This window comes from Lysinibacillus sp. LZ02, from assembly GCF_050613145.1.
In the GTDB taxonomy this organism is placed as follows: domain Bacteria; phylum Bacillota; class Bacilli; order Bacillales_A; family Planococcaceae; genus Lysinibacillus_B.
Genome location: NZ_CP192507.1, coordinates 1320010 through 1343577, shown reverse-complemented (window position 1 = coordinate 1343577; position 23568 = coordinate 1320010). Strand labels below are relative to the sequence as shown.

28 protein-coding genes are annotated in these 23568 nt (G+C 39.7%); all 28 read right to left on the bottom strand.

Annotated features, from left to right (window positions below; all coding sequences use genetic code 11):
- Positions 1-16: 16 nt before the first annotated feature.
- Entirely contained in the window at positions 17-520 is a 504-nt protein-coding gene (locus tag ACQQ2I_RS06230; RefSeq protein WP_431029699.1) for a ubiquinol-cytochrome c reductase iron-sulfur subunit, read from the bottom strand.
- Positions 521-678: 158 nt separating this feature from the next.
- Positions 679-1128: a DUF2487 family protein gene (locus tag ACQQ2I_RS06225; RefSeq protein ID WP_431029698.1), complete on the bottom strand. Its 450-nt coding sequence runs from the start codon at positions 1126-1128 to the stop codon at positions 679-681.
- A 22-nt stretch (positions 1129-1150) separates the two neighbouring features.
- Positions 1151-1708, bottom strand: coding sequence for a ReoY family proteolytic degradation factor (locus ACQQ2I_RS06220; protein WP_431029697.1), 558 nt, complete (start codon positions 1706-1708; stop codon positions 1151-1153).
- 13 nt (positions 1709-1721) lie between these two features.
- Positions 1722-2966 carry a tetratricopeptide repeat protein gene (locus ACQQ2I_RS06215; protein WP_431029696.1) on the bottom strand — a complete coding sequence of 415 codons (1245 nt, stop codon included), beginning with the start codon at positions 2964-2966 and terminating at the stop codon, positions 1722-1724.
- A gap of 114 nt (positions 2967-3080) precedes the next feature.
- Positions 3081-4367 (bottom strand): 3-phosphoshikimate 1-carboxyvinyltransferase, encoded by a 1287-nt coding sequence (gene aroA / locus ACQQ2I_RS06210; RefSeq protein ID WP_431029695.1) that lies wholly within the window; start codon positions 4365-4367, stop codon positions 3081-3083.
- A 54-nt stretch (positions 4368-4421) separates the two neighbouring features.
- Positions 4422-5519, bottom strand: a complete 1098-nt coding sequence (locus ACQQ2I_RS06205; RefSeq protein ID WP_431029694.1) for a prephenate dehydrogenase — start codon at positions 5517-5519, stop codon at positions 4422-4424.
- The gene (gene hisC, locus ACQQ2I_RS06200; RefSeq protein ID WP_431029693.1) at positions 5516-6616 is read right to left on the bottom strand and encodes a histidinol-phosphate transaminase; all 1101 of its coding nucleotides are present in this window, start codon (positions 6614-6616) and stop codon (positions 5516-5518) included. Before hisC ends, ACQQ2I_RS06205 begins: the two co-directional genes overlap by 4 nt.
- A gap of 14 nt (positions 6617-6630) precedes the next feature.
- Complete coding sequence (aroH, locus tag ACQQ2I_RS06195) at positions 6631-6996, bottom strand: chorismate mutase (RefSeq protein WP_391366919.1); 366 nt, start codon at positions 6994-6996, stop codon at positions 6631-6633.
- Positions 6993-8081: a 3-dehydroquinate synthase gene (gene aroB, locus ACQQ2I_RS06190; RefSeq protein ID WP_431029692.1), complete on the bottom strand. Its 1089-nt coding sequence runs from the start codon at positions 8079-8081 to the stop codon at positions 6993-6995. Before aroB ends, aroH begins: the two co-directional genes overlap by 4 nt.
- A 1-nt stretch (position 8082) precedes the next feature.
- Positions 8083-9264, bottom strand: coding sequence for a chorismate synthase (gene aroC / locus ACQQ2I_RS06185; protein ID WP_431029691.1), 1182 nt, complete (start codon positions 9262-9264; stop codon positions 8083-8085).
- 308 nt (positions 9265-9572) lie between these two features.
- Positions 9573-10343 carry a CheR family methyltransferase gene (locus tag ACQQ2I_RS06180; RefSeq protein ID WP_431029690.1) on the bottom strand — a complete coding sequence of 257 codons (771 nt, stop codon included), beginning with the start codon at positions 10341-10343 and terminating at the stop codon, positions 9573-9575.
- Between the two features lie 112 nt (positions 10344-10455).
- Positions 10456-10704 carry a hypothetical protein gene (locus tag ACQQ2I_RS06175; RefSeq protein ID WP_431029689.1) on the bottom strand — a complete coding sequence of 83 codons (249 nt, stop codon included), beginning with the start codon at positions 10702-10704 and terminating at the stop codon, positions 10456-10458.
- Entirely contained in the window at positions 10704-10925 is a 222-nt protein-coding gene (locus tag ACQQ2I_RS06170; protein ID WP_431029688.1) for a hypothetical protein, read from the bottom strand. The genes ACQQ2I_RS06175 and ACQQ2I_RS06170 overlap by 1 nt, the downstream gene beginning before the upstream one ends.
- 129 nt (positions 10926-11054) lie before the next feature.
- Positions 11055-11471, bottom strand: coding sequence for a nucleoside-diphosphate kinase (ndk, locus tag ACQQ2I_RS06165; RefSeq protein ID WP_391366910.1), 417 nt, complete (start codon positions 11469-11471; stop codon positions 11055-11057).
- 86 nt (positions 11472-11557) lie between these two features.
- Positions 11558-12532 carry a heptaprenyl diphosphate synthase component II gene (gene hepT, locus ACQQ2I_RS06160; protein ID WP_431029687.1) on the bottom strand — a complete coding sequence of 325 codons (975 nt, stop codon included), beginning with the start codon at positions 12530-12532 and terminating at the stop codon, positions 11558-11560.
- A gap of 19 nt (positions 12533-12551) precedes the next feature.
- Complete coding sequence (locus tag ACQQ2I_RS06155) at positions 12552-13256, bottom strand: demethylmenaquinone methyltransferase (RefSeq protein WP_431029686.1); 705 nt, start codon at positions 13254-13256, stop codon at positions 12552-12554.
- 31 nt (positions 13257-13287) lie between these two features.
- The gene (locus ACQQ2I_RS06150) at positions 13288-14022 is read right to left on the bottom strand and encodes a heptaprenyl diphosphate synthase component 1 (RefSeq protein WP_431029685.1); all 735 of its coding nucleotides are present in this window, start codon (positions 14020-14022) and stop codon (positions 13288-13290) included.
- 87 nt (positions 14023-14109) lie between these two features.
- Positions 14110-14331 carry a trp RNA-binding attenuation protein MtrB gene (gene mtrB, locus ACQQ2I_RS06145; protein ID WP_391366902.1) on the bottom strand — a complete coding sequence of 74 codons (222 nt, stop codon included), beginning with the start codon at positions 14329-14331 and terminating at the stop codon, positions 14110-14112.
- 59 nt (positions 14332-14390) lie between these two features.
- Positions 14391-14960, bottom strand: a complete 570-nt coding sequence (gene folE, locus ACQQ2I_RS06140) for a GTP cyclohydrolase I FolE (protein ID WP_391366900.1) — start codon at positions 14958-14960, stop codon at positions 14391-14393.
- Positions 14961-15125: 165 nt separating this feature from the next.
- Positions 15126-15398 carry an HU family DNA-binding protein gene (locus ACQQ2I_RS06135; protein ID WP_036154459.1) on the bottom strand — a complete coding sequence of 91 codons (273 nt, stop codon included), beginning with the start codon at positions 15396-15398 and terminating at the stop codon, positions 15126-15128.
- A gap of 200 nt (positions 15399-15598) precedes the next feature.
- The gene (spoIVA, locus tag ACQQ2I_RS06130) at positions 15599-17077 is read right to left on the bottom strand and encodes a stage IV sporulation protein A (RefSeq protein ID WP_431029684.1); all 1479 of its coding nucleotides are present in this window, start codon (positions 17075-17077) and stop codon (positions 15599-15601) included.
- Positions 17078-17165: 88 nt separating this feature from the next.
- Positions 17166-17939 carry a hypothetical protein gene (locus tag ACQQ2I_RS06125; protein ID WP_431029682.1) on the bottom strand — a complete coding sequence of 258 codons (774 nt, stop codon included), beginning with the start codon at positions 17937-17939 and terminating at the stop codon, positions 17166-17168.
- A 17-nt stretch (positions 17940-17956) separates the two neighbouring features.
- On the bottom strand, positions 17957-18208 hold the full coding sequence (locus tag ACQQ2I_RS06120) for a DUF2768 domain-containing protein (RefSeq protein WP_391366894.1): 252 nt from the start codon (positions 18206-18208) through the stop codon (positions 17957-17959).
- 118 nt (positions 18209-18326) lie between these two features.
- Entirely contained in the window at positions 18327-19340 is a 1014-nt protein-coding gene (locus ACQQ2I_RS06115) for an NAD(P)H-dependent glycerol-3-phosphate dehydrogenase (protein ID WP_431029680.1), read from the bottom strand.
- 21 nt (positions 19341-19361) lie between these two features.
- Entirely contained in the window at positions 19362-20672 is a 1311-nt protein-coding gene (der, locus tag ACQQ2I_RS06110) for a ribosome biogenesis GTPase Der (RefSeq protein WP_431029679.1), read from the bottom strand.
- A gap of 161 nt (positions 20673-20833) precedes the next feature.
- A complete protein-coding gene (rpsA, locus tag ACQQ2I_RS06105; protein ID WP_431029678.1) occupies positions 20834-21979 on the bottom strand; it encodes a 30S ribosomal protein S1 in 1146 nt (381 codons plus the stop codon).
- A gap of 105 nt (positions 21980-22084) precedes the next feature.
- Positions 22085-22759: a (d)CMP kinase gene (gene cmk, locus ACQQ2I_RS06100; protein WP_431029677.1), complete on the bottom strand. Its 675-nt coding sequence runs from the start codon at positions 22757-22759 to the stop codon at positions 22085-22087.
- A gap of 151 nt (positions 22760-22910) precedes the next feature.
- A complete protein-coding gene (locus ACQQ2I_RS06095) occupies positions 22911-23567 on the bottom strand; it encodes a flagellar brake protein (protein WP_431029676.1) in 657 nt (218 codons plus the stop codon).
- Position 23568 lies beyond the last annotated feature (1 nt).

Below are 23568 nucleotides of genomic sequence, written 5' to 3'. Positions count from 1 at the left end.
GTACCCCCTAACTTAATTATGCAAAAACATTTGCTATTTTTTTCCCAAGCATTAAGAAACCATCTTTTTCAGACACTTCATATTGGTCTAAAGCTGCTGTTGGTGGTGTACCTGGAACGTTCACACCATTTTTCTCATAACGACCTGCGTGACATGCACAGAAGAAACGAGTTGGTTGTTCAGGGTCACCAGCCCAGTTTACTGTACAACCTAAGTGCTTACATACTGGTGAAAGTGCAACAACAGTATCACCTTCTTTGTAAACCCAAGCCGCATCTGTTACCTCAGACTTGTACCAAGCATCAACTTGCTCGAATGAGAAGTCAACTTTTACTGGCTGATCTGTTAAATCCGCAATTTTCTGACCAGTTAAAATGAAGTCTCCTTCTTCTTTTGTCTGTAATAATGGATCCACTGCAAAGCGTACCATTGGCATTAACATACCAGCAGCCATGAATCCACCTACACCTGTAATTGTGTACGTTAAAAATTGGCGTCGTGTAACTCGATTATTACTCAATCCTTTTCCCCCCTCTAACTTAAAAGGTCAGTCCAACGGACATACTTTTACAAATAGTAATAACTAGGACATATCTATGATATATCAATAAAATAGGTTGGTCAATATAGCATTGCCCAGAAATAGTAAGGATTGTGAACATTTAATGAATCAATCTTCTACTGGCTTGTCCACACTTTTGTAAAGGTTGGGATGACTTGTTTTAATTGATCTTCTAATATCCTTTGCTTCACTGCTTTATCCATTGATTCTAACGGAATGGATGGTAACCAAACGACTTGGAGTGAATCACTGTTAGTTGTCCAATGATGATCACAAGTCACAAAAAAGATATGTTTAAAGCCTGCTGATTGTAGTTCTGCTGCAATCGCTTCAGGGCCAACCGTTTCCTTTAAAGACTCCATATAGGAAAACGGTGGTGTCACTAATAGGCGTCCTTTAAATTGTTGTTCGATAAACGCTGTTAGTGACATTAAAAACTCTGCAGCAGAACTACTTTGCTTACTACGTTCATCAGCAAACTCTAAACTGAGTAACGGTACAATCACTGTATCAATAAACTGTTTTTGGGCGTGAATTTGCTCCATATCTTTAACATTAAAAAACATCGATCTTTCTTCCTTCCAAAACTCATTGTTGTGATGACGTATGCTTTAGCGCTTGCAATAAATTGGATAACTCAAAAAAGCGTTCTTTATCCCCTGCGTCAAGTGCTGCATCAATATCTCGTAAAATTTTTTCTTCTTGAAATGCTGCCATACTGTTTTTTAATAATTGTTCAGCAATTATACGGTCTTTTTCACTTATATGAAGGGTTTTTGGCATATAAGGGTTTTCCTCGAGCACCGCTAAGTAGTGAAGGTGTGGAGGTATATTTGGAAAATTAATTTGAATATAAATGCTTTCATCTGGATTCAAGCGTAAATCATGAAACGACTTTTCTGCATCACTTGTCATAACATTCCCTTTATAAAAGCGAAATGGTACGCCATTATGTTCGACGGAAGACATTACCATTGCCCGCGGACAATAATGTGCTTCTTCTACAAAATGGACATGTTCAAGTAGACGATCATTGCTTAATAAATAATTTAAAATCCACACACATTCTCTTCTTTTTAGTTGATGATTTTTTAAAAACCATCGAATAAAAGTCTTTTTCTCTAATACTGGGATGGAAGAAGTCATCCTATTCCCCCCTTTATTCAAAACGTTCTAGTAAGTTTTGCCACTCTTGCTCTGTTGGTTCCAAAAGAGCGAGCTGTTTTGCTACCACATATGCTTCATCGCGCTTCCCATCCTCTAAAAGAAAGTAGCAATACTTCTCCAAAAACGCTACATCTTCTTTAAACTCATTATATGCGCTTTTGTAAATTTCATATGCTTTGTCATACGCCTCCTCTTTATCATACGCGTCTGCTACGTAAGGGTAAAGGGCTCCCCAGTCAAAACCTTCTTTTTGCACACTCTCAAATAAATCGATTACTGCTTCATAGCGTTCCTGCTGTGCATAAATGGCGATTAAGACAAGAATTGCTTCCATATATTCTGGATCTAACGCAATGGCCTGTTGTAAATAGGGTTCAGCTTCTTCTGGCAAGTTGTTCTTCAACGCCATTTTCCCTGCAAATAAATAAAGGGACTTATCGTACTCATCCCGCGCTAAACCTTCTTGAATCGTTTGATAAGCACGTGTATTATCTTCTAGCATTGCATAGCTTTGTGCAAGCAATAAATAGGCGGCAAAATAATCTGGGTCTAGTTCTTTTAAATCTTCTAGCTGCGTAATGGCCGTTTCATACTTTGCTGATTGAAACGCTGCATAGGCTGAGCCGAATAATAAGTCTGGCGTTACTTCTTCTTCAAGTGCCTCCATATAATACTCAAGTGCCGTTTCATACGCAGCGCCTGCACGGTATACTTCCGCTAAACGTGCCGCAAGCAAAATACCCGCAAATTGCTTCTCTTGCTCGTACAATTCTTCATAAATGCGAGCAGCTTCTATAAAACGACCTGTCTCAAATAATAACTCTGCCTTAGCAAACTGTAGTAATGGTTCATTTGGTAATAGCTCCAGCGCTTCATTGATTCGCTTTTCTGCTACTTCAAACAACCCTTGCATTTGGTAATAATCCGCCATCACCAGTAAGGCTTGTGGATATTCTGGTGCATCACTTGGTACCGATAATAACAATTCAAGCGCTTCATCCTCATTGCCCATTTCCATACACACATTGGCGCGATCAATGATAATTTGCGCTTCATCTGCGAATAAAAAGGCTAAATGCTCCAGCACCCGATTCGCTTCCTCTAAATAACCATACTGCATCAGAAGCTCCGCTACTTCGTATTGCTCCCCGGGTGCCTCGTTCATTAAAAATGTTTCTAAAAATGCATTAATACGCTGCAAATCCCCTTCTTGAATTGCTTGTAACATTTCCTTCATTCTAGCGTTCACCTTTTCTATCTTTATTATTCCTTATGCTACAGGACTATAACACGCTAAACAAGGAAAATGAGTTATTTCAAATAGTATTTCGAAATAACTCATTCATTTGAATTATCTTACAATTAAGGAATGTACATGCTCAAAAAATGTCGGATAGGACACAGCTATACATTCGGCATCATCTAATTGGATTGGCTCATCTGTTATAAGTGCTGCAACTGCTGCCATCATCCCAATACGATGGTCACCGTACGATTTTAAGGAACCCCCCTGTAATGGTGTCGGCCCATTAATAATCATCCCATCATCTGTTGCTTCAATATCAGCACCTAATTTTTTTAGCTCTGTTACAACAGCTGTAATGCGATCGGTTTCTTTTACTTTTAATTCTTCCGCATCTTTTATAATCGTTTGTCCATTCGCTTGCGTTGCTAGTAAAGCTAGAATCGGAATTTCATCGATTAAACGTGGAATAATCGCACCTTCGATAGTCGTGCCATGTAAATGAGACGTACGAATTGTAATCGTTGCAGTCGGCTCTGCTACCGTTTCACCTTCTACCATCATGCTCATATTAGCACCCATTGCCGTTAATACATCAATAATACCATCACGTGTTTCATTCACACCGACATTTTCTATAACAACTTCACTATCCTTTGCAATCGCTCCAGCTACTAAGAAAAAGGCCGCAGATGAAATATCACCAGGCACTTTTACATGTGTACCTACTAGCTTTTGACCGCCTTCAAATGACACAACTCCCTCTGTTACATCTACTTTCGCTCCAAACTGACGTAGCATGCGCTCTGTGTGATCACGTGACACTTCTGATTCACGCACAATCGTTGTGCCTTTTGCACGAAGACCAGCCAGTAAAATAGCAGACTTCACCTGGGCACTTGCAACAGGCATTGTGTAATCAATCGCCTGTAGCTCTGTCCCTTGAATAGCAAGTGGTGTATATTGGCCACCTGCACGCCCTGCAATTTGTGCACCCATTTGGCGAAGCGGATCGACCACGCGGCGCATTGGACGTTTTCCGATAGAGGCATCACCTGTCATAATTGTATGTAGGTTAGTGCCGGATAATATACCAAGCATTAGGCGCGTTGTTGTCCCCGAATTTCCCGTATATAGCACCTCTTTCGGTTCTTCCCAAGCATCAATGCCCGCGCTTTCAATTTTGACATTTGTCCCGTCTACATCAATTTGAACCCCAAGTTTACGGAAACAGTCGATTGTACTTAAGCAATCTTCTCCTAGTAGGAAGCCTTCAACCGTCGTTGTGCCTTCTGCAATAGCTCCAAACATAACGGAACGATGTGAAATGGATTTATCCCCTGGTACTTGAATTGCCCCACGCAAACTTGGACGATTGTAATCTATTACCTTCATAGTGCAGAAACCTCCTTGTGAAAAAGAGCAAAAAGCGATTATGCTTTTTGCCTTTTATGAAATATATGTTTCAAAATTAGCTCTTCTAGCAATGCATTTTACCGCACGCTCACGGTCATCCCCTGAACTAAAGCTAATGACTAAAATACCGAAGACGTCTTCTCGTGTCTCGACAATACGAATATTTGTAATGCTAATATTATCTTCTGCTAAGTACCCTGTTACTTCGGAAATAACCCCTGGATAGTCTGGGATATCGACATATAAATCGTACGGTACAAATAGTGCACCAGCTGATGTTGGTAAGGCATCACGCACTTGTTTTGCCACCGCAAAATATTGTTCAATCATATCTTGACTACCATCTTGTAAAAGCGACTTTACACGATTCATTTCAGCCGTCCACTGTTCCAGCTGGTCAATTAGCTCCCCGCGGTTTTGTAAGGTAATATCACGCCATAAAATGGGATTGGACGATGCGATACGTGTGATATCACGGAAACCACCAGCAGCAAGCAATCTTGTCATCGGGAGCTGTGCATTTTCAAGCTGCAGCTGATGCACAAGGGATGCTGCCACAATATGCGGGAAATGGCTCACAACAGCCGTCATATGATCATGCTCTGTGGCATCAACTTTGACAAGCTTTCCAATTGTGTATTTCAGCAAATCTTCCAGTTTCTCGATTGTTTCAGGCTTTTCATCTTCAAACGGCGTTAACATATAGTACGCATTTTCAAAAAGATACGGTTTTGCAGCTGTTACACCACTTTTATGTGAACCAGCCATTGGATGTCCACCGATAAAGGTGATACCCATCTCCTTCAGTTCCTCAGCCTTTTTCATAATTAACGCCTTTGTACTACCTGTATCCGTCACAATAACATTCTTTTTTAGTACCCAGTCCTTTAATTGCTCCATCCACGTTAATGTAGCACTGACAGGTGTACCAAAAATAATAAAGTCCATTTTATCCGCAACTTGTGCAGGGTTTTCTACAATTTCATGTACGACATTTAAGGTTTTTGCCAATTCTCTCGTTTGAGGAAGCGCATCAAACCCGTAAATTTTTGTTTGTGGTGCTTTTTGAAGGGCTAATGCGATAGAACCGCCGATTAACCCTAATCCAATGACAAGGACATTACGCGTCATGCAAACACACCTTGTTCTGTTAGGACTTCTTCAAGAAGCGATAAGAATTTAGCATTTTGTTCTTCCGTACCAATCGTCACACGAATATAGCCTGGTGCTCCAAGCGCTGCACCACTGCGAATAATAAAGCCGCGCTTCATCATTTCTTCAAACACAACATTGCTATCCGCTTTTACTTCAAATAATACGAAGTTTGTTTGCGAAGGGTAGTAATGTAAACCGTGCTTTTCACACCAAGCAACATACTGTGCCTTCCCTTTTTCATTTGCTTCACAGCATTGTGCGATGTAGTCTTGGTCCTCAAGTGCTACGACAGCTACTGTTTGACTTAAAATGGTGTTATTAAATGGTGCACGTACTGGATCTAACTTAGCAATGACCTGCTCTTGCGCAATACCGTAGCCAACGCGGAATGACGCTAGACCGTACGCTTTTGAAAATGTACGAAGTAAAATCACATTTTCATATTCACGGAAATATTTCAATGTCGGCTCATGTGCTGGATCATTTACGTACTCGATATACGCTTCATCTAACACGACAAGCACATCAGATGGTACTTGCTTTAAGAAGCTTTGTAATTCGACATCTGTTACGATTGTACCTGTCGGGTTATTTGGGCTACAAACCCATACGACAGATGTATTTTCATCGATTGCTGCTAACATGGCCTCTAAATCGTGACGACCATCTACACAAGGAATTTTGCGTACTTCTGCCCCTTCGACTTCAGCATTGTGCCAATATTGAGAGAATGATGGGTCTGCCATTACAGTGTTAACACCTGGATACAACAATGCACGTGTAATAATGGCAATTAAATCGTCCGAACCGTTACCAAAAATTAATTCTGTCTCTTTTACACCAAGGTGATTCGCTACCGATGTACGTAAGTTTTGTGCGTAGCCATCTGGATAGATTGCATGATTCGATGCATCACTTTGTAAAAACGCTTTTACTTTTGGCGAGCTGCCAAATGGATTTTCATTTGATGCAAGCTTTACTACTTCATCTAAGCCATACATTGCCTTTACTTCTTCCATTGGTTTACCTGGTTGGTATGCTTTCATTCCGTGAATTTGTTGTTTCCATTTCATCCTTACCGACTCCTCTATTTACGAACTAAATCCGGTCTTAATTTGACTGCCTCGTTTAAGTATACATGCTGAATGTCTTTTTGCACTACGTCCGTATTGACATGCATCAGGACACGAATACAAAGCGGCAAGCCGCCTGGCACATCCATTTCATGCATACACATAATGGGTACGTATTGCCATCCTGCCATCGAACGTACTGATTTTGCTGGGAATGCTGATTTAATATCAGTCGTTGTTGAAATAGTAACAGAAGCGATGTCTGCTGGGTCAATCTGATTTACTTTTACCATTTCTAACACAAGTGATGCTGTTTCGCTCCATACCAGTTCAGCTGTATCTGATTGAATTGTTGTTGCCCCTCGAACACCGCGAATCATTCGTGCACCTCCGTTAATAATTGTCGTAATTCTGCATCGATTTCCTTACATTCCGAAAGTTCAATTTTCTTCACATACGGTTTACCGATCTCTTCTAGTAAGACAAATTGTAATTCCCCGTAATCTGCTTTTTTATCTTTTAATAAATAATCTGTTAGTTCCTCAAATGTATAGTCATGTACAGCTTCAAACGGATAACCGTTATGACGCGCAAATTTGTAAAAATCAATTGTGAATTCACGTGTAATCTGACCGTAACGTTCACTTAATAACAAACAATACACAAGGCCGATCATCACTGCTTCACCGTGCGCTAAGCCACCGTAACCTGCTGCTGCTTCCATTGCATGACCGTAAGTATGACCCAGGTTTAAAAACTTACGAACAGATTGTTCCGTTTCATCTTCTTCTACGATTTTCGCCTTTACTTGTACGCCTTTAGCTAAATAATCTGCCAATGTTGGTTCATCCAGTGTCGTTACATTTTTTTGCATGATTTCCTGTAACCATTGTGGATTTGAAATCATCGCATGTTTAATCACTTCTGTCATCCCTGAACGTACTTCACGAATAGGCAGTGTCGCTAAAAACTGTGTATCATACAGTACCGCTTCCGGTTGATAAAAGGCGCCAATCATATTTTTGCCTAGCGCGTGGTTGATCGCCGTCTTACCACCGACTGCTGAATCATGCGCTAAAATCGTTGTCGGCACTTGAATAAACGGAATACCACGCATGTACGTCGCGGCAACAAAGCCCGCTAAGTCCCCTACTGCACCGCCACCAAATGCAATGACAAGCGATTTGCGTGTACATTTTTGTTCTAGTAAAAAGGTCTGTGCGGCATTAAAATTCTCAAATGATTTACAAGCTTCACCTGCTGGCATGACAAAGACATGGAAGTGGTACGGGCAAGCAGACTTGAAATAGCCCTCTTGTGCCGCCCACACGTGTTGATCGGTTAAAACGATGATTTTATCTGCTTGATCAAATAACGCCTTATAGCTTTCCAAGGCGGCTTTTAACATCCCGTTGCCAATCACTACTTCATATTGATGTGAAGCTGCTCGTACTGGAATATTCATCTTAGTACTCCTTTGTGTACGTACGCATCGCATCTAATTGCGCTTTTAACTGTGGCAATTGGTCGCTATGGAATTGGTCCACGATAGCCGCTGCGATTTCCCATGCAATCACATGCTCTGCTACAACAGATGCTGCTGGTACTGCACAACTATCACTACGCTCTACACTCGCCTTAAACACTTCTTTTGTTTCGATATCTACACTATTTAGCGGTTTATACAGCGTTGGAATTGGCTTCATCACACCGCGGACAACAATCGGCATCCCCGTTGTCATACCGCCCTCTAAACCACCAAGATTATTCGTTTTACGTGTATAGCCCTTTTCTTCGTCCCAAATAATTTCATCATGCACTTGTGAGCCTGGAAGACGTGCTGCTTCAAAACCAATACCAAACTCCACACCTTTAAATGCATTAATTGAAAGCATTGCTTGTGCTAATTTACCATCTAACTTACGGTCATAATGCACATAAGAGCCGATACCTGCTGGTAAGCCTTCGATGATGACTTCTACAATACCGCCGATGGAGTCTCCCGCTTTTTTCGCTTCGTCAATCGCTTCGACCATTTTTGCCGATGCTTCAGAATCCACCGTGTAACATGGATCTTCCTCTACAATCGTACGGATTTCATCGGCTGATTTACCCGCTACCTTCGATACATCTGCTTTAATTCCAGCAATCTCAGTTACGTACGACACAATAGAAATCCCTAGTTCATTTAATAACGCTTTGGCTACTGCCCCCACTGCTACACGCACTGTTGTTTCACGTGCACTTGAGCGTTCTAACACGTTACGAAGATCGCGATGACCGTATTTCATCCCACCTACTAAATCGGCATGACCTGGACGTGGACGTGAAATTTGACGTTTGATTTCGTTTGGATCAACATCTTCTGGTAATTCTGCTGCCCCCATAATTTTTGTCCAATGCTTCCAGTCATCATTTGTGACAACAAGAGCAACCGGTGACCCTAATGTTTGACCATGGCGTACACCTGCTACGATTTCTACAGTATCTGTTTCAATTTGCATACGACGCCCTCGACCGTGTCCACCTTGACGTCGTTTTAAATCATAGTTAATTTTCTCTGCTGTAATTGGTAAAAGGGATGGTAACCCCTCAATAATAGTTGTTAATTGTGGTCCGTGAGACTCACCTGCTGTTAAATAACGCATAAAACACTTTCTCCCTTCAACTCGCTAAAGTATGTATTTTTCACTATAACATATCTATCTAGAAAATACAGTACGATTATCGAAATAAACTTCTTTATTCACGAATATTCTGAACGTTCTTATTGTAACAAAATGCATGCAGCTACTACAGAACAACCTCTCTAAATAAAGATTTGAATGTGTGCCATCTCATCTACCAGTAAACAAACAACGCCTTTCGTCTATACGAAAAGCGTCGATATGGCAATATGAGTGTACATTCTTGATTATTTTGCAAGCTGCATACATTGCTTTGACGAACGATTTCATTATTTTTTTCGATAGAAAAATGTATCTTCCACTTCAAATCCATAACGGGCTGGATTAAAAATTTGCTCCGTTGACCCTACAAATAAAATACCACCTGGGCGTAAAGATTTGCTGAAATTCTCATAAATTTGATCTTTTGCTTCCTCAGTAAAGTAAATCATGACATTTCGACAAACGATCAGGTCGAAATTAGACTCATACGCATCCTTTAATAAATTGTGCTTCTTGAATGTAACCGTACGTTTAATTTCGTCGTTTACTTTATAAAATTGTCCTTCTTGTCGGAAATACTTAGCTTGTACATCTTTTGGTACTTCTGCTAACGAGCGCTCTGGATACAAACCGAGCTTCGCTTTTTGAATGACATTTTCATCTAAATCAGTAGCTAAAACGCTGATTTGTGATAGAGACTGATGCTGTGATAACACCATCGCTAAGCTATACGGCTCTTCCCCTGTAGAACAGGCTGCACTCCAAATTTTAAGTCTTTTATTCGTTTGCAAAAGCTTGGGAAAAATTTTATTTTGCAATACTTCCCAACGCTTACCATTACGATAAAACTCTGACACATTAATCGTCATACGATCTAAAAATTCATTCATTAAATCGCGGTCTTTTTCAAGCGCCGCTAAAAATTCCACAAAGTTTTTGTAGCCTTTTTTCTCGTACAAAGACGTTAAACGACGTTTCATTTGCGCCTCTTTATAGAGCGCTAAGTCAATTCCTGTTTTACGTTTAATGCCTTGGATAAATTGTTCATAATCTGACATCGTCTCACATCTTCCCTTTCTGTGATGCATAGTACAATTATTATAGCTGAAAATGCGCATGACAGAAATAGGTATTGTATGAAATCATCATATAGATAAGTTTTTTTATCACTTACGGCTTTGTATAATCTATTTGCTTTGTCGATTCAAGTAATGTTTGCTTTGATTGTTCTAGCTCTAAGCGCATTTTTTGTGTTTCTTCAGCAACCGTCTGAAGCCTTAATTCCTCCAGTTTAATTTCCTTTTCCGCTAACTGAATTTGAAGTTTCATTGTAGACTTTTTATGACCTAAATAGATTGCTGAAAGGGGAATTGCCCCTCCAACGATAATCGAAACAATTGCTATAACAAATCCTCCCATTATTCCAACCCCTTATACTCCATTTTTGTTTCAAGCAATACTCGCTTTGACTGTTCTAACTCTAAACGCATTTTCTCTGTTTCTTTATCAAAATTATCAAGCTTTAATTTCTCTAGCTCAATCTCTTTTTCTAAACGTTGAATTTCAATTTTCTTGTTTTTTATAAATGTATCTGTCAGCATGGACGCTACCGCAATTACTGCAATCATCCCCCAAAACATGCCCATCATCCTTTCTTTCTATTACATACGAGCATACCATATAATTGTTTCATTTTTCTGAAATGATAATATAAAAAAAATAGCTATCACAATCAATGTGACAGCCATTTACGTATTATTAGTTACAGATTAAGCTAACTCTTCACCGAACCAAAGGCCGATTTCGCGCTCAGCAGAAGCTAAAGAGTCAGAACCGTGAATTACGTTGTGAGATACAGTTACTGCATAGTCACCACGGATTGTACCTGGTTGAGATTCTGATGGCTTTGTAGCACCAATCATAATACGAGCTAAAGAGATAACAGACTCGCCTTCCCATACCATTGCGAATACTGGGCCAGAAGTGATGAAATCTACTAATTCACCGAAGAATGGACGCTCAGCGTGCTCCGCATAGTGGCTTTCTGCTAATTCGCGAGATACGTTCATAAATTTAGCTCCGCGCATTGTGAAACCGCGACGCTCAAAACGGTCAATGATGTCACCGATTACTTGGCGCTCAACACCGTCAGGCTTAACCATTAAAAAAGTTTTTTCGATAGCCATTATTTAAACACTCCTTCAAATTCGATACAGGTTTTTTCACCTACCGATAAATATTACCAAAATAATATTATACGTGCAAGTATTAGCTAAAATTTGCGTTTACCAATGAATAATGCTATATCACGTAATTTTTTCTTCATCGGATGTTGTGGTAATGCCGCCACTTCTTTTAATGCTTTTTGTAAATACTTATCGCTAATTTTTGATGCTTCTTTGATGGCATTTGATTTACGAACGATTTTTAGCATTTCTTTACGTTCTGCTTCTGTTAATTTGCCTGCAACAATCTTATCAATATACGGACGCACTTGTGGGTCATCCTTTAAGAGTAACGCTGGCAGTGTAATATTCCCTTGTAATAAATCACTTCCAGCCGGTTTTCCTAACTCTTTATCCGTTGCGGTAAAATCTAAAATATCATCAACGATTTGAAAGCTCATCCCAACAAAATAACCATAACGCTTTAAACGACGAACATTTTCTGAATCTACGCCACCAACAATAGCTCCTAATTCACAGCTCGATTCGATCAGTAGGGCTGTTTTACGCTTAATGCGGCGGAAATAATCTTTAATATTTTGATTTAAACGAAACTTATCTTCAATTTGAATCACTTCGCCGTTACAAATTTCAACCATTGTACGCGCTAAAATTTGATGAACGCGCGGTTGTTCAATTGCTGTAACATATTCAAGCGCACGCGCAAAAATAAAGTCGCCCGTATACATGGCCACTCTATTGTTCCACTGCGCTTTTACTGTCAGCTCTCCCCTTCTCATATCCGAATTGTCAATGACATCATCATGAACAAGTGACGCCATATGAATCAACTCGAATGGGACGGCGACATGCTTGACACGCTCGATATCATATTGCCCGAATTTGGCACTGAGTAGGACAAATACAGGGCGAATTCGTTTACCGCCAGCTTGCAGAAGATGGAGAGAGGCATCATTTAACAAGTGTGAAGACGAGTTCAACGCTATTTCTAATTCTTTTTCGATGACATCTATATCTGATTTTAAATCAGCATAGAGTAACTTCAACTTCATCTTTTCCACGTGAACAAACCTTCTCCCACTAAATTTCTTTTTTAAAACCGATATGCGCCGCTGCTGCGCCGCCACTATATCCTTTATATGTGACATTGACAAACCCAGCTTCTTTAAACATCGATGCTAACTTTTTCATACCCGGAAAATCATCCGCTGATTCTTGTAACCAAGAATACTCTTTATAGCTTTTCGCAAACAGCTTCCCGAATAATGGCATGATGTACTTAAAGTATAGACGGAACAATTGACGATACCCTGGAATTTCAGATTGAGATGTTTCTAGACATACAGCCATGCCACCGGGCTTTAGTACGCGATTTATTTCGCGTAGCACTTGCATATAATCCGGTACATTGCGTAAACCAAAACCAATTGTTACATAATCGAATGTATTATCTTCAAATGGTAAGTCCATCGCGTTCCCATGAATAAGCTCAACAAAATCATACGGCAACACTTTTTCTTTGCCTACGCTTAGCATGTTTTCACTGAAGTCCACACCTTTGACGATGCCGTCTCCACCGGTTGCTTTTGCTAAAGCAATCGTCCAGTCAGCTGTACCACAACATACATCTAAACAAGCTGAACCTTTTTTTACATCCATCTGTTTCATGACATCATTACGCCATAGCTTATGCATTTGAAAACTAATGACTGAATTCATTTTGTCATAATTACCTGAAATTTGTTCAAAGACTTCATGTACATGTTGTTCTTTCGATTTTGCCATTTTTTCAAAACCTTTCTTTGTCAACAAACAATTAAGATACCATTTCAACAATGATTTGTTGTAGTGTCTCACTATATGTGCTTGTTGCCAGTGTTGCATTTAATGCCCGTTTACGCTCAGTTATTTCCTGTTCAAGTACTTGTGCAATGGGTTGTCCCTCAAGACTCATTGCCATGCGCTCTATGTAAAGCGAGGTCGCTCCTTGTGGTAAGCTCATTAACTCTCTGTTTAAGCGTGCAATCGTTAATGTTTGCTGCATGACTTGTTTATAGGAATCGTACTGATACACGGAAAAGAATCGTTCAATTAACGCCGTTTCAATTGTAGCGATACTGTGAATCCATTCTTGGAACGTACGTCTCTCATGTTCATAGACGGTCATTTCCTGTTCACAACGCTCTACAATGGCTTCGGATAATTTTCGAATTAACTCAATATTACCTGTTTGTGCTAACAACTGATAATAGCGGCCACTATAATAATCACCTGATAAAACGGTTAATTGTTGCTCTTTCGACACGGCATTTGTCGCATAAATTTTATCGTGCTCTGCAAGTGACGAATGCACGATTCCTACTGTTACGGCACTCTTTGTCACTTCGTCATCCCAAGCTTCACCATTTAGCTTTGGAAGCAGCAAAAAAAATAGCTGTTGTTCATTTAACAACGGCGTGCCAGTGTATTTTAGTAATACATTATGCCGAATACTGTCTAAAATTGTTGTTTTTAATTGCTCCACAGCTTGGCTAATAGTTGTTGCATCCATAAATAGTACTCCATTTCACTAAAGTAACTATGCTTCATTATAGCATAGCCAGCTTGGTGTTGTATCAAATTCAAGGTCGTAAATCTATTACTTTTTCAAGCCGCTCTCGACTACGCCATGTGCTGAATGAATTTTTGCTTTTCCGCGAATTTTCATTGCTGATGTATGCTCTGTAAACTGCGCAATCATAATTTCACCTGCGTCTAGCTTTTCAGAATGATGGAATTTTGTATCCGTTCCGCGCGTTAAACCGATTACGTGTACACCGTCTTCTTGCGCTTCAATAATTATATAATCAGGTTGTGTCATCCTTTACTCACCTCATACGAACATTTTTCTTTAGCTATCATAACACAATTTTGCGCAAATTAAGACATTTGAATAAAGGAAATGATTTCGCGTCGTTTAATATCATCTGTTTCATATACGCCACGCGCTACAGAGGTAACGGTTTTAGAACCTGGCTTTTTTAAACCGCGCATTGTCATACACATATGTTCAGCCTCTACAACGACATATACCCCTTTTGGATCTAGCATGTCCATAATTGTATCAGCTACTGTTGATGTAATGCGTTCCTGTAATTGCGGGCGACGTGCTACAGACTCTACACAACGTCCTAATTTACTTAACCCTGCTACTTTACCATCCTTAGGAATATAAGCAACATGCGCTTTCCCATAAAACGGCACTAAATGATGCTCACACATAGAGTAAAATGGAATATCTTTTACGAGCACAAGCTCTTCATGGTCTTCATGGAATACTGTACTGAAATAATCACGTGGATCTTCTTGTAATCCGCTAAACATTTCGGCATACATTTTTGCAACGCGTTTTGGTGTATCTAGTAACCCTTCGCGATTTACGTCTTCCCCTACTGCTTCTAAAATCATTTTTACTGCTTCTTCTATCTTTTTTAAATCAACGTTCGACATTGTTGCCTCCTACATTTCTTCGTTCAATTTAACACATGAATCGTAGCACATCTGGTCTATAAGTTCAAAACAGCTTACTCTAATGATAAAAATTATGTACTAACTACCAAAAAGAGCAGCTCCCATAAACAATGGAGAGCTGCTCTATGTAACTACGGATGTGTATTATTTTACAGCATCTTTAAGCGCTTTACCTGGTTTGAAAGCCGGTACTTTGCTAGCCGCGATTTCGATTTCGTCACCTGTTTGTGGGTTACGACCTTTACGAGCTGCGCGTTCACGTACCTCGAAGTTACCAAAACCGATTAATTGTACTTTGTCACCCTTTGCAAGAGCATCTTGAATTGTATCAAATACAGCTTCAACTGCTTTAGAAGCGTCCTTTTTTGAAAGACCTGCAGCTTCAGCAACAGAGTTTACTAATTCTGTTTTATTCACACCATTCACCTCCTCTCAAAGGGTCATGAACCTAAATCATGTAAAAAGAGTAACATAAGAAAAATCGCTCTGCAACTGTATTTATCCGTATTTTTTAAGTTCCCGCTATTTTTTGTGACTAAAACAAAAAGAACAGGACAAATGAACCAAATTCGCCGCTGTTCTTTCGGAATTTTCAATTATTTGTTTATTAATTATAACTAAATCACAAACGTTACAATTCCTCGTTCACCTTCATTTACCATACGTTCAATTGTTAAACGCATACGTTCTTTTGCATTTTGTGGAATAGATTGCATTTTATAACTAATACTTTCTTTTAATAATTCATGAAGCGGTGTACCGAAGAGCTGCGTACTCCATAACGCTTCTCGATCATTTTCAAATGCATATTTTAAATCTTTTAATAATTGCTGACTGTAAAATTCCGAGCCAATTAATGGCGCAAATTCCGTCCCCATATCAATGCGAATGATATGATAAGATGCTGCGCTCGCCTTCATCCGAACACCGTAAAAATTATTTTGACGAATTAATTCTGGCTCACTTGGCTCAAATTCATCAATTGTTGGTAATGTTACCCCGTAACCATCTTTTCGAGCATTGTCAATCGCTGCTTTAAAGCGTTTTTGTTCGTCTCTTGCTTGCGCAGATTCCTTAATAAATAGCAGCCAATCTTTTTTTGTATCGATTGGTTCCGTCAACCACTCATTACATACCGCTTTATATGTTTCACCTTTTATAGCGAGACGAATCGTCGCTACCCCAAGGCCTGGGTCCACTTCTTGTAAGTCACACGCCTCTACAAAATCAATCTGCTCCAGCACTTTTGTCGCATGCTCCACATCACGGATTTTTCGAATCGTTGTCGTCATATGATCAACTGCTTCTTGTAACGTCACATGAATTGGGTGTGCGTCTTCTAATACATCTAACCAGTCTGGCTTTTCTACATCAATGACTTCCACCGGAAATTCATAGAGCGACTCTTGTAAAATATACATAATATCTGTTTTTGTGAGTTGCTCAATCGACACTGCATGCACTGGCACATTATATTTTTCTAATAGTTCATTACGCAAACGCATCGTGTTTTCATGTCCTGGCACTGTACTGTTTAAAACAATGACAAACGGCTTTCCAATCTCCTGTAACTGTTCGATAATTTGTTGCTCTGCTACTTCAGCAGCAGAACGTTTAATCCCGTTTACCGTGCCGTCCGTTGTCACAACGACACCGATATTTGCATGATCACGTATGACTTTATCCGTTCCAATCTTAGCTGCTTCTTGGAATGGAATAGGCTCATTATGCCATGGCGTTTGCACGAATTTCGGTCCATTTTCGTCCTCGTAACCTTTTACCCCATCAATCACATACCCTACACAATCCGCTAATCGAATACGGAACGCTAAATCATTTTCACCAATTGTAATGTGTGCGCTTTGAGCAGGCACGAATTTCGGCTCTGCCGTCATAATAACAGGACCAGGCGAGCTTTGTGGTAACTCGTCCAATGCACGTTTTCGTTCATCCTCATATGCAATATTAGGCAACACAATCATTTCCATTACTTTTTTGACAAACGTCGATTTTCCGACACGTACAGGCCCTACAACACCGATATATACATCTCCATTAGTACGTTCAGCTAACTGTTTAAATACTTGTTCTGACATACGCTCCCCCTTTACGTATTACCATTGTATGAATGTTTTATTAAAATATGAAAAACGCTCCTCGCAAAATTTGCGAGAAGCGTCTATTTTATTTTTCACTATTCTCTTGTTTTTGTTGCTTTTCTTCTTTTTCCGCCTTCACTGGATCATACATAAAAGTCACTTCATTATTTTCATCTACCGTGTATGGCAAAGAATAAGCTGGTAATACAGGGTATTCATCCGCTAGTAAATAGCGAATATCTTCACCCGGTGTTGGTGTCAACTCTTTTTCATTAATAAAAAGCTGCATATCAAGTGAATAGTCTACATATACATCCCCTTCGCTCGATACAACTAATGGCAATAAATTATTTGTATAGGGACTATTAACTGCTACTTCTTGACTATAACCAATATTTTTATAGTTGATTGTATACACATGGTCTGCGACACGATCTTTAAATTGTGGATATTTTGTAGATACAAAACGTAAATTGACTTCACGAATACGTTCCGTCATACGTAAATCAATTAATTTAACTGTTGGCTCTTCTTCTACATTCCAAATCACGTATGTGAAAATACCACCTTGTTCATACGCATTATCTGGTGCTTTTGCAAGATAGCCGCCATTTGTTAATTTCATAAAATCAATTTGATACTTCACAAAAATATCGGTATTTTCTTCACTATTTTTAATCGGCAATACACCGGTAGCTTCTTTATATTCATTGATTGCACGTTGTACCGCATTAAGCGCGTCTGGATTTGGTGTTTGCTGCACTCGTTGTTGTTCATCATTCGTATAAACAGCACCGCACGCAGATAACAGAACAGAAGCTACTACTATTAAGAAAAATACTAAGGACTTTTTCATCATTTTTCCCCTTCCATTTATTACGCTGGCCACGTTGCTACAACGAGCACCATTAAAACCGTGCCAATAAAGAACATTGCGAACGCAATGAATCTTAAAGCAATCGAAAAGAATGCATTATGTACCCACTTACGAACGGCTGAAACCATGATAACCGAAAGCATCATTAGCCCAATCGAATAAAATGATACCCACATGACATCAAGGGCGGGCATATTCGCTAACGGCCCACGCGCATTTAATACAAATGCAGACATATCTAATAATGGCATTACAGAAAAACCGCCTTTCACATTTCTTTCACACTGTTAGTCATTATACCGTTTTTCCATATAAAAATATAGGAGGCGCACATTTGCACCTCCTTGTTTGTGAACATTTTATTAAAATTTACCGTAACTCATCGATTTCTGATTTTTTCATACGAATCATGAGCTCATCGACTGCTACTTTTACCTCTTTATCGTTAAACAGTACTTCGTATAAAGCGGTTGTAATCGGCATCGGTACATCATATTGTTGCGCTAATTGATAGGCCGCTTTCGTTGTACGAACCCCTTCTACAACCATGCCCATTTTAGCTAATACCTCATCAAGCTTTAACCCTTGACCAAGCATATGACCTGCACGCCAGTTACGTGAATGGACGCTTGTACATGTCACAATTAAATCGCCCATCCCCGTTAAACCGGCAAATGTAAATGGATTACCGCCCATTTTGACACCGAGCCTTGTAATTTCAGCTAAACCGCGTGTAATGAGTGCTGCTTTGGCATTATCACCGTAGTTTAAACCATCCGTAATCCCAGCAGCAAGTGCAATGACGTTTTTTAGCGCACCACCGATTTCCACACCGATAATATCATCGTTTGTGTAAACGCGGAAATAATTGCTCATAAATAAATCTTGCACTTTTTTTGCCGCATCGATTGACATACACGCCGCTGTCACAGTCGTCGGATGTTGCAATACAACTTCTTCGGCATGTGAAGGCCCTGATAGGACAACAATTTCTTCGATGAACTCCGCCTTCACGCTTTCTCGTATCAACTCTGAAATGCGCAGCAATGTATCCGGTTCAATTCCTTTCGACACATGCACTAATAATTTAGCGGTGTGCAATAAATCTGACATATTGCTACATACTTCGCGAATAGCTTTTGTCGGCACCGCTACAACAATTGTCGGTGCATGGGCTACAGCTTCTTCTAAAGAAGCTGTAGCACGTAAATTCGTCGGCAAAATCGTTTCTGGTAAATATTTCTTATTTGTGTGTTGTTCGTTTATTTCTGTTGCTTGGTCTGCTCGGTGGGTCCATAACAGCGTATTATGCCCATTTTCCGCTAATACGACTGCAAGCGCTGTTCCCCAAGAGCCTGCCCCTAATACCGTTACATATTCCATCGTTCTATCCCCTTTATCGAATTAATCACGTGCACGTGTAATTAAACGAATTGGTGTCCCTTCGAAATCAAACGTTTCACGAATACGATTCTCTAAGAAACGCTCATAAGAGAAGTGCATTAACTCTGGATCATTGACGAATACAACAAACGTTGGCGGCTTAATAGCGACTTGTGTCGTGTAATATAAGCGTAAGCGGCGACCTTTATCTGCTGGTGCCGGATTTCTCGCTACTGCATCCTCAATCACTTCATTTAAGATCGATGATTGAATACGCATTGCATGATTTTCACTTACACGTTGGATAATCGGTAAAATTTGATGTACACGTTGTTTTGTTTTCGCTGATACAAAAACAATCGGTGCATAATCTAAAAATAGGAAATGCTCACGAATTTGTTGTGTATAGAAGTTCATTGTCTTCTCATCTTTTTCAACGGCATCCCACTTGTTTACAACGATAACGATCGCCTTCCCTGCCTCGTGCGCATAGCCAGCGATTTTTTTATCTTGTTCTTGAATGCCTTCATCCGCATTCAAGACAACTAATACAACATCGGAGCGCTCAATTGCACGTAGCGCACGTAGTACAGAATATTTCTCTGTGGACTCGTACACTTTCCCTTTTTTACGCATACCTGCTGTATCAATAATCACGTAATCTTGCTCTTCATACGTGTACGGTGTATCAATCGCATCACGCGTTGTACCGGCAATATTCGATACAATTACACGCTCTTGTCCGAGGAAAGCATTCACTAATGAAGATTTCCCTACATTTGGACGACCGATTAACGAGAACTTAATGACATCTTCGTCGTATTGATTTTCATCTTCTTTCGGGAAATGCTTTGCACATTCGTCAAGTAAGTCCCCTAATCCAATGCCGTGTGAACCTGAGATTGGAAATGGCTCCCCAAATCCTAGGGAATAAAAATCATAAATCATTTCACGCATATCCGGGTTATCGATTTTGTTGACAGCTAGTACAACTGGTTTTTTTGTCTTATATAAAATTTTTGCCACTTGCTCATCTGCTGCTGTCACACCTTCACGACCATTTGTCATAAAGATAATGACATCTGCCTCATCAATAGCAATTTCAGCTTGCTGGCGGATTTGCTCTAAAAACGGCTCGTCACCAATTTCAATTCCACCTGTATCAATAATATTAAATTCATGTGCTAACCAATCTGCCGAACTATAAATACGGTCACGTGTCACACCTGGAATATCTTCCACGATCGATACACGTTCTCCAACAATACGGTTGAAAATTGTCGATTTACCTACGTTCGGACGACCAACGATGGCGATTACTGGTTTTGTCATCTGTTATCATCCTTCCAAACTTCTTCTCGATTTTGTATTATACACCAATCTTCACACTATAGCATGTTTTCATAACATTCAAAACGGTGAAAGTGCCTCTAAACACATATTCAACGTCATAAAAATAAGACGAGCAAATAGCCCGTCTTATTTTCACAGTATTATTTTTGTGTAAATTTCTTTAACTGATCACCAATTACATCACTAAATGAAAAACCAGTATTTTCTGTTGGTAATTCATAGTCGAACGCTTCTTCTTTTTCTGCGTCTGCTTGTAAGTCCTTAATATTGAGTGATAAGCGTTTTTCCGCTTCATTCACATCAAGTACTTTCACTTGTACCTCTTGCCCTTCTTTTAAGGCTTCGTGAGGTGTGTTAATATGCTTGTGTGAAATTTGCGAAATGTGCACAAGTCCCTCAATACCAGGGAATACTTCTACAAAGGCACCAAACGTTACTAAACGTTTTACTTTCCCTGTTAAAACAGACCCTTTTTTCGCTTTCTCTTCAATACCAGACCAAGGGCCCGGGATTGTTTCTTTAATCGATAAAGCAATACGCTCATTGTTGCGGTCAACTGACAGCACTTTTACTTTCACTTCTTGCCCTTCTGATAATACAGTGGATACATCCTCTACATGCTCATGGGCTACTTGTGAAATATGCACTAAGCCATCAATGCCACCTAAGTCAACGAAAGCACCAAAGCTTGCTAAACGTTGAACTTTCCCTTGTAGCACATCGCCTTCTTTAACTGAATCAATGACTTGTCGTTTCTTCGACGCTTTTTCCTCTTCTACTACTGCACGGTGAGATAGGATTAAACGTCCTTTTTCTTTATCAAGCTCTGTAATTTTGAAGCTCATCTTTTTACCTTTATAATCTTCAAAATCTTCTACAAAATAATCTTCTACTAATGATGCAGGAACGAAGCCACGCACGCCTAAATCAACGACTAAGCCGCCTTTCACTACATCTTTCACTTCTGCCTCGAACACTTCACCCGATTCAAACTTCTGAATAAGGTCATCCCACGCACGTAAAGCATCTACTTTACGTTTCGATAACACGTAGTTTTCCTCTTCAACTTTCGTAATTATTAGTTCAAGCGTATCACCTACTGATACGATGTCAGAAGCTTTTTCGATGTGCAAGCTTGATAGTTCGCTAATAGGGATGATTCCATCAAATGGAGCACCTTCTATTGAGACTGTTACTGATTTTTCATCTACTTGCTCAGCAACACCCTTTACAATATCTCCTTCTTGAAATCCTTCATCTACACCTAAGTTCATTTCTTCAGACATATGTAACCCTCCTTTGCATCTTCCATTCTTATTTTATTCGAAAACAATCATAAAAACAAAAATTTTCCCTTTGTTTTCAGAAATTTCATGTAATCGAACTGGTAATTACACCATTTTTTCTTTTGCTAAGCTTAAAATAGCCGTAGCAGCCTCGTCAATCGTTAACGATGTCGTATCTAAAAATATAGCATCTTTTGCTTGAATTAGTGGCGAAGCTTCTCGTTCACTGTCCATTTTATCTCGAAGCGCAATTTCTTCTTTCAGTTTTTCGATCGATGATGAGATACCGCGTTTTTCGTTATCTAAATGACGACGTCGAGCACGCTCTTCCACTGAAGCAGACATGAAGATTTTTAATTCAGCAGCTGGTAATACATGCGTTCCAATATCACGGCCATCCATTACGACACCACCCGCAGCAGCCAATTGTTTTTGCATTCCTACTAAAATCTCACGAATATTAGCATGCGCTGCCACTTGTGAAACATGAGCTGTTACTTCGTTCGAACGAATGGCAGCTGACACATCGTTACCATCCACAAATACAAGTTGTCCTTCATTTGAAGGTTGTAATTTAATTTCCGTTTCACGAAGCATTTCTTCTAATGTTACTGCGTCTTCTAATTGTATGCCTGTCTCTATGGCTTTATACGTTACTGCGCGATACATTGCCCCTGTGTCAATGTATGTAAATCCTAAATTTTCTGCGACAATTTTCGCGATTGTACTTTTACCAGCTCCTGCTGGACCATCAATTGCAATTTGAATTTTCTTAGCCATCAGTATAATCCCTACTTTCCTCCACCATTGTACCATATTCATATAAAATTTTATGCATTCCCACTCTAGTTGTACGTACATCATTAACGAAAGGGCTATGAACTAAAACAACCTTTTTTTCTAAAAAAAAGAAAGCCACCATTGCTGGTGACTACAGGATTTCATTCAATTCTTTTTTACGAATTTGCAGTTGTCGTTCGAAACAGAAGCGTACAACATACTGTTTATCAAGATCATCCGTATCTGTAAATTGCATTGAGGCAAATGTCCGTTCATCCCGCTCAAAAATACGTACAACTAGTGCATCCGTCTGTACATAACGAATTTCCCCACTCGTATACGGCAATACAATCGTTAAGCGAACCGTATCACCATCGTTAAAGTTAACGGCTTCTCGTAAATTTAATAACACGCCACCCGCACTAATATCTGCCGCAATGAATTGCGTGAAAACCCCATCATACTCCACTGCAATATCCACAGGTGTGTCGACACGTACATATTCACGACGTTGAATTTTAATAACGTCTTCATCTTGTGGATAGGCTAACATAATCATGGGGATATTTCCCGCTTTACGCCCTAATACTTCCGTATTAAACGCAAAGCTTTGTTTTACCTCATTATTAAATGTCACTCGAAACTGTGCACCGTCTATTAAAAAAGCCGTCTTCTTCGTAATCGTATTCACAGGATAATCGATGTAAATAACACCATCTTTTTGCTCTAACACTTTACAACGAAATTTCTCTACGCGTTCGGTATAAGTTGGTTCTAATATTAACATCGTGCCAATTTTAAGTTCCATG

Coding starts and splice junctions, on each gene's coding strand:
- ACQQ2I_RS06225 (WP_431029698.1), bottom strand. CDS start 1,128: ATGTTTTTTAATGTTAAAGATATGGAGCAAATTCACGCCCAAAAACAG.
- ACQQ2I_RS06220 (WP_431029697.1), bottom strand. CDS start 1,708: ATGACTTCTTCCATCCCAGTATTAGAGAAAAAGACTTTTATTCGATGG.
- ACQQ2I_RS06215 (WP_431029696.1), bottom strand. CDS start 2,966: ATGAAGGAAATGTTACAAGCAATTCAAGAAGGGGATTTGCAGCGTATT.
- aroA (WP_431029695.1), bottom strand. CDS start 4,367: ATGAAGGTAATAGATTACAATCGTCCAAGTTTGCGTGGGGCAATTCAA.
- ACQQ2I_RS06205 (WP_431029694.1), bottom strand. CDS start 5,519: ATGACGCGTAATGTCCTTGTCATTGGATTAGGGTTAATCGGCGGTTCT.
- hisC (WP_431029693.1), bottom strand. CDS start 6,616: ATGAAATGGAAACAACAAATTCACGGAATGAAAGCATACCAACCAGGT.
- aroH (WP_391366919.1), bottom strand. CDS start 6,996: ATGATTCGCGGTGTTCGAGGGGCAACAACAATTCAATCAGATACAGCT.
- aroB (WP_431029692.1), bottom strand. CDS start 8,081: ATGAATATTCCAGTACGAGCAGCTTCACATCAATATGAAGTAGTGATT.
- aroC (WP_431029691.1), bottom strand. CDS start 9,264: ATGCGTTATTTAACAGCAGGTGAGTCTCACGGACCACAATTAACAACT.
- ACQQ2I_RS06180 (WP_431029690.1), bottom strand. CDS start 10,343: ATGTCAGATTATGAACAATTTATCCAAGGCATTAAACGTAAAACAGGA.
- ACQQ2I_RS06175 (WP_431029689.1), bottom strand. CDS start 10,704: ATGGGAGGATTTGTTATAGCAATTGTTTCGATTATCGTTGGAGGGGCA.
- ACQQ2I_RS06170 (WP_431029688.1), bottom strand. CDS start 10,925: ATGTTTTGGGGGATGATTGCAGTAATTGCGGTAGCGTCCATGCTGACA.
- ndk (WP_391366910.1), bottom strand. CDS start 11,471: ATGGCTATCGAAAAAACTTTTTTAATGGTTAAGCCTGACGGTGTTGAG.
- ACQQ2I_RS06155 (WP_431029686.1), bottom strand. CDS start 13,256: ATGGCAAAATCGAAAGAACAACATGTACATGAAGTCTTTGAACAAATT.
- ACQQ2I_RS06150 (WP_431029685.1), bottom strand. CDS start 14,022: ATGGATGCAACAACTATTAGCCAAGCTGTGGAGCAATTAAAAACAACA.
- mtrB (WP_391366902.1), bottom strand. CDS start 14,331: ATGACACAACCTGATTATATAATTATTGAAGCGCAAGAAGACGGTGTA.
- folE (WP_391366900.1), bottom strand. CDS start 14,960: ATGTCGAACGTTGATTTAAAAAAGATAGAAGAAGCAGTAAAAATGATT.
- spoIVA (WP_431029684.1), bottom strand. CDS start 17,077: ATGTCAGAACAAGTATTTAAACAGTTAGCTGAACGTACTAATGGAGAT.
- ACQQ2I_RS06125 (WP_431029682.1), bottom strand. CDS start 17,939: ATGATGAAAAAGTCCTTAGTATTTTTCTTAATAGTAGTAGCTTCTGTT.
- ACQQ2I_RS06120 (WP_391366894.1), bottom strand. CDS start 18,208: ATGCCATTATTAGATATGTCTGCATTTGTATTAAATGCGCGTGGGCCG.
- ACQQ2I_RS06115 (WP_431029680.1), bottom strand. CDS start 19,340: ATGGAATATGTAACGGTATTAGGGGCAGGCTCTTGGGGAACAGCGCTT.
- der (WP_431029679.1), bottom strand. CDS start 20,672: ATGACAAAACCAGTAATCGCCATCGTTGGTCGTCCGAACGTAGGTAAA.
- rpsA (WP_431029678.1), bottom strand. CDS start 21,979: ATGTCTGAAGAAATGAACTTAGGTGTAGATGAAGGATTTCAAGAAGGA.
- cmk (WP_431029677.1), bottom strand. CDS start 22,759: ATGGCTAAGAAAATTCAAATTGCAATTGATGGTCCAGCAGGAGCTGGT.
- ACQQ2I_RS06095 (WP_431029676.1), bottom strand. CDS start 23,567: ATGGAACTTAAAATTGGCACGATGTTAATATTAGAACCAACTTATACC.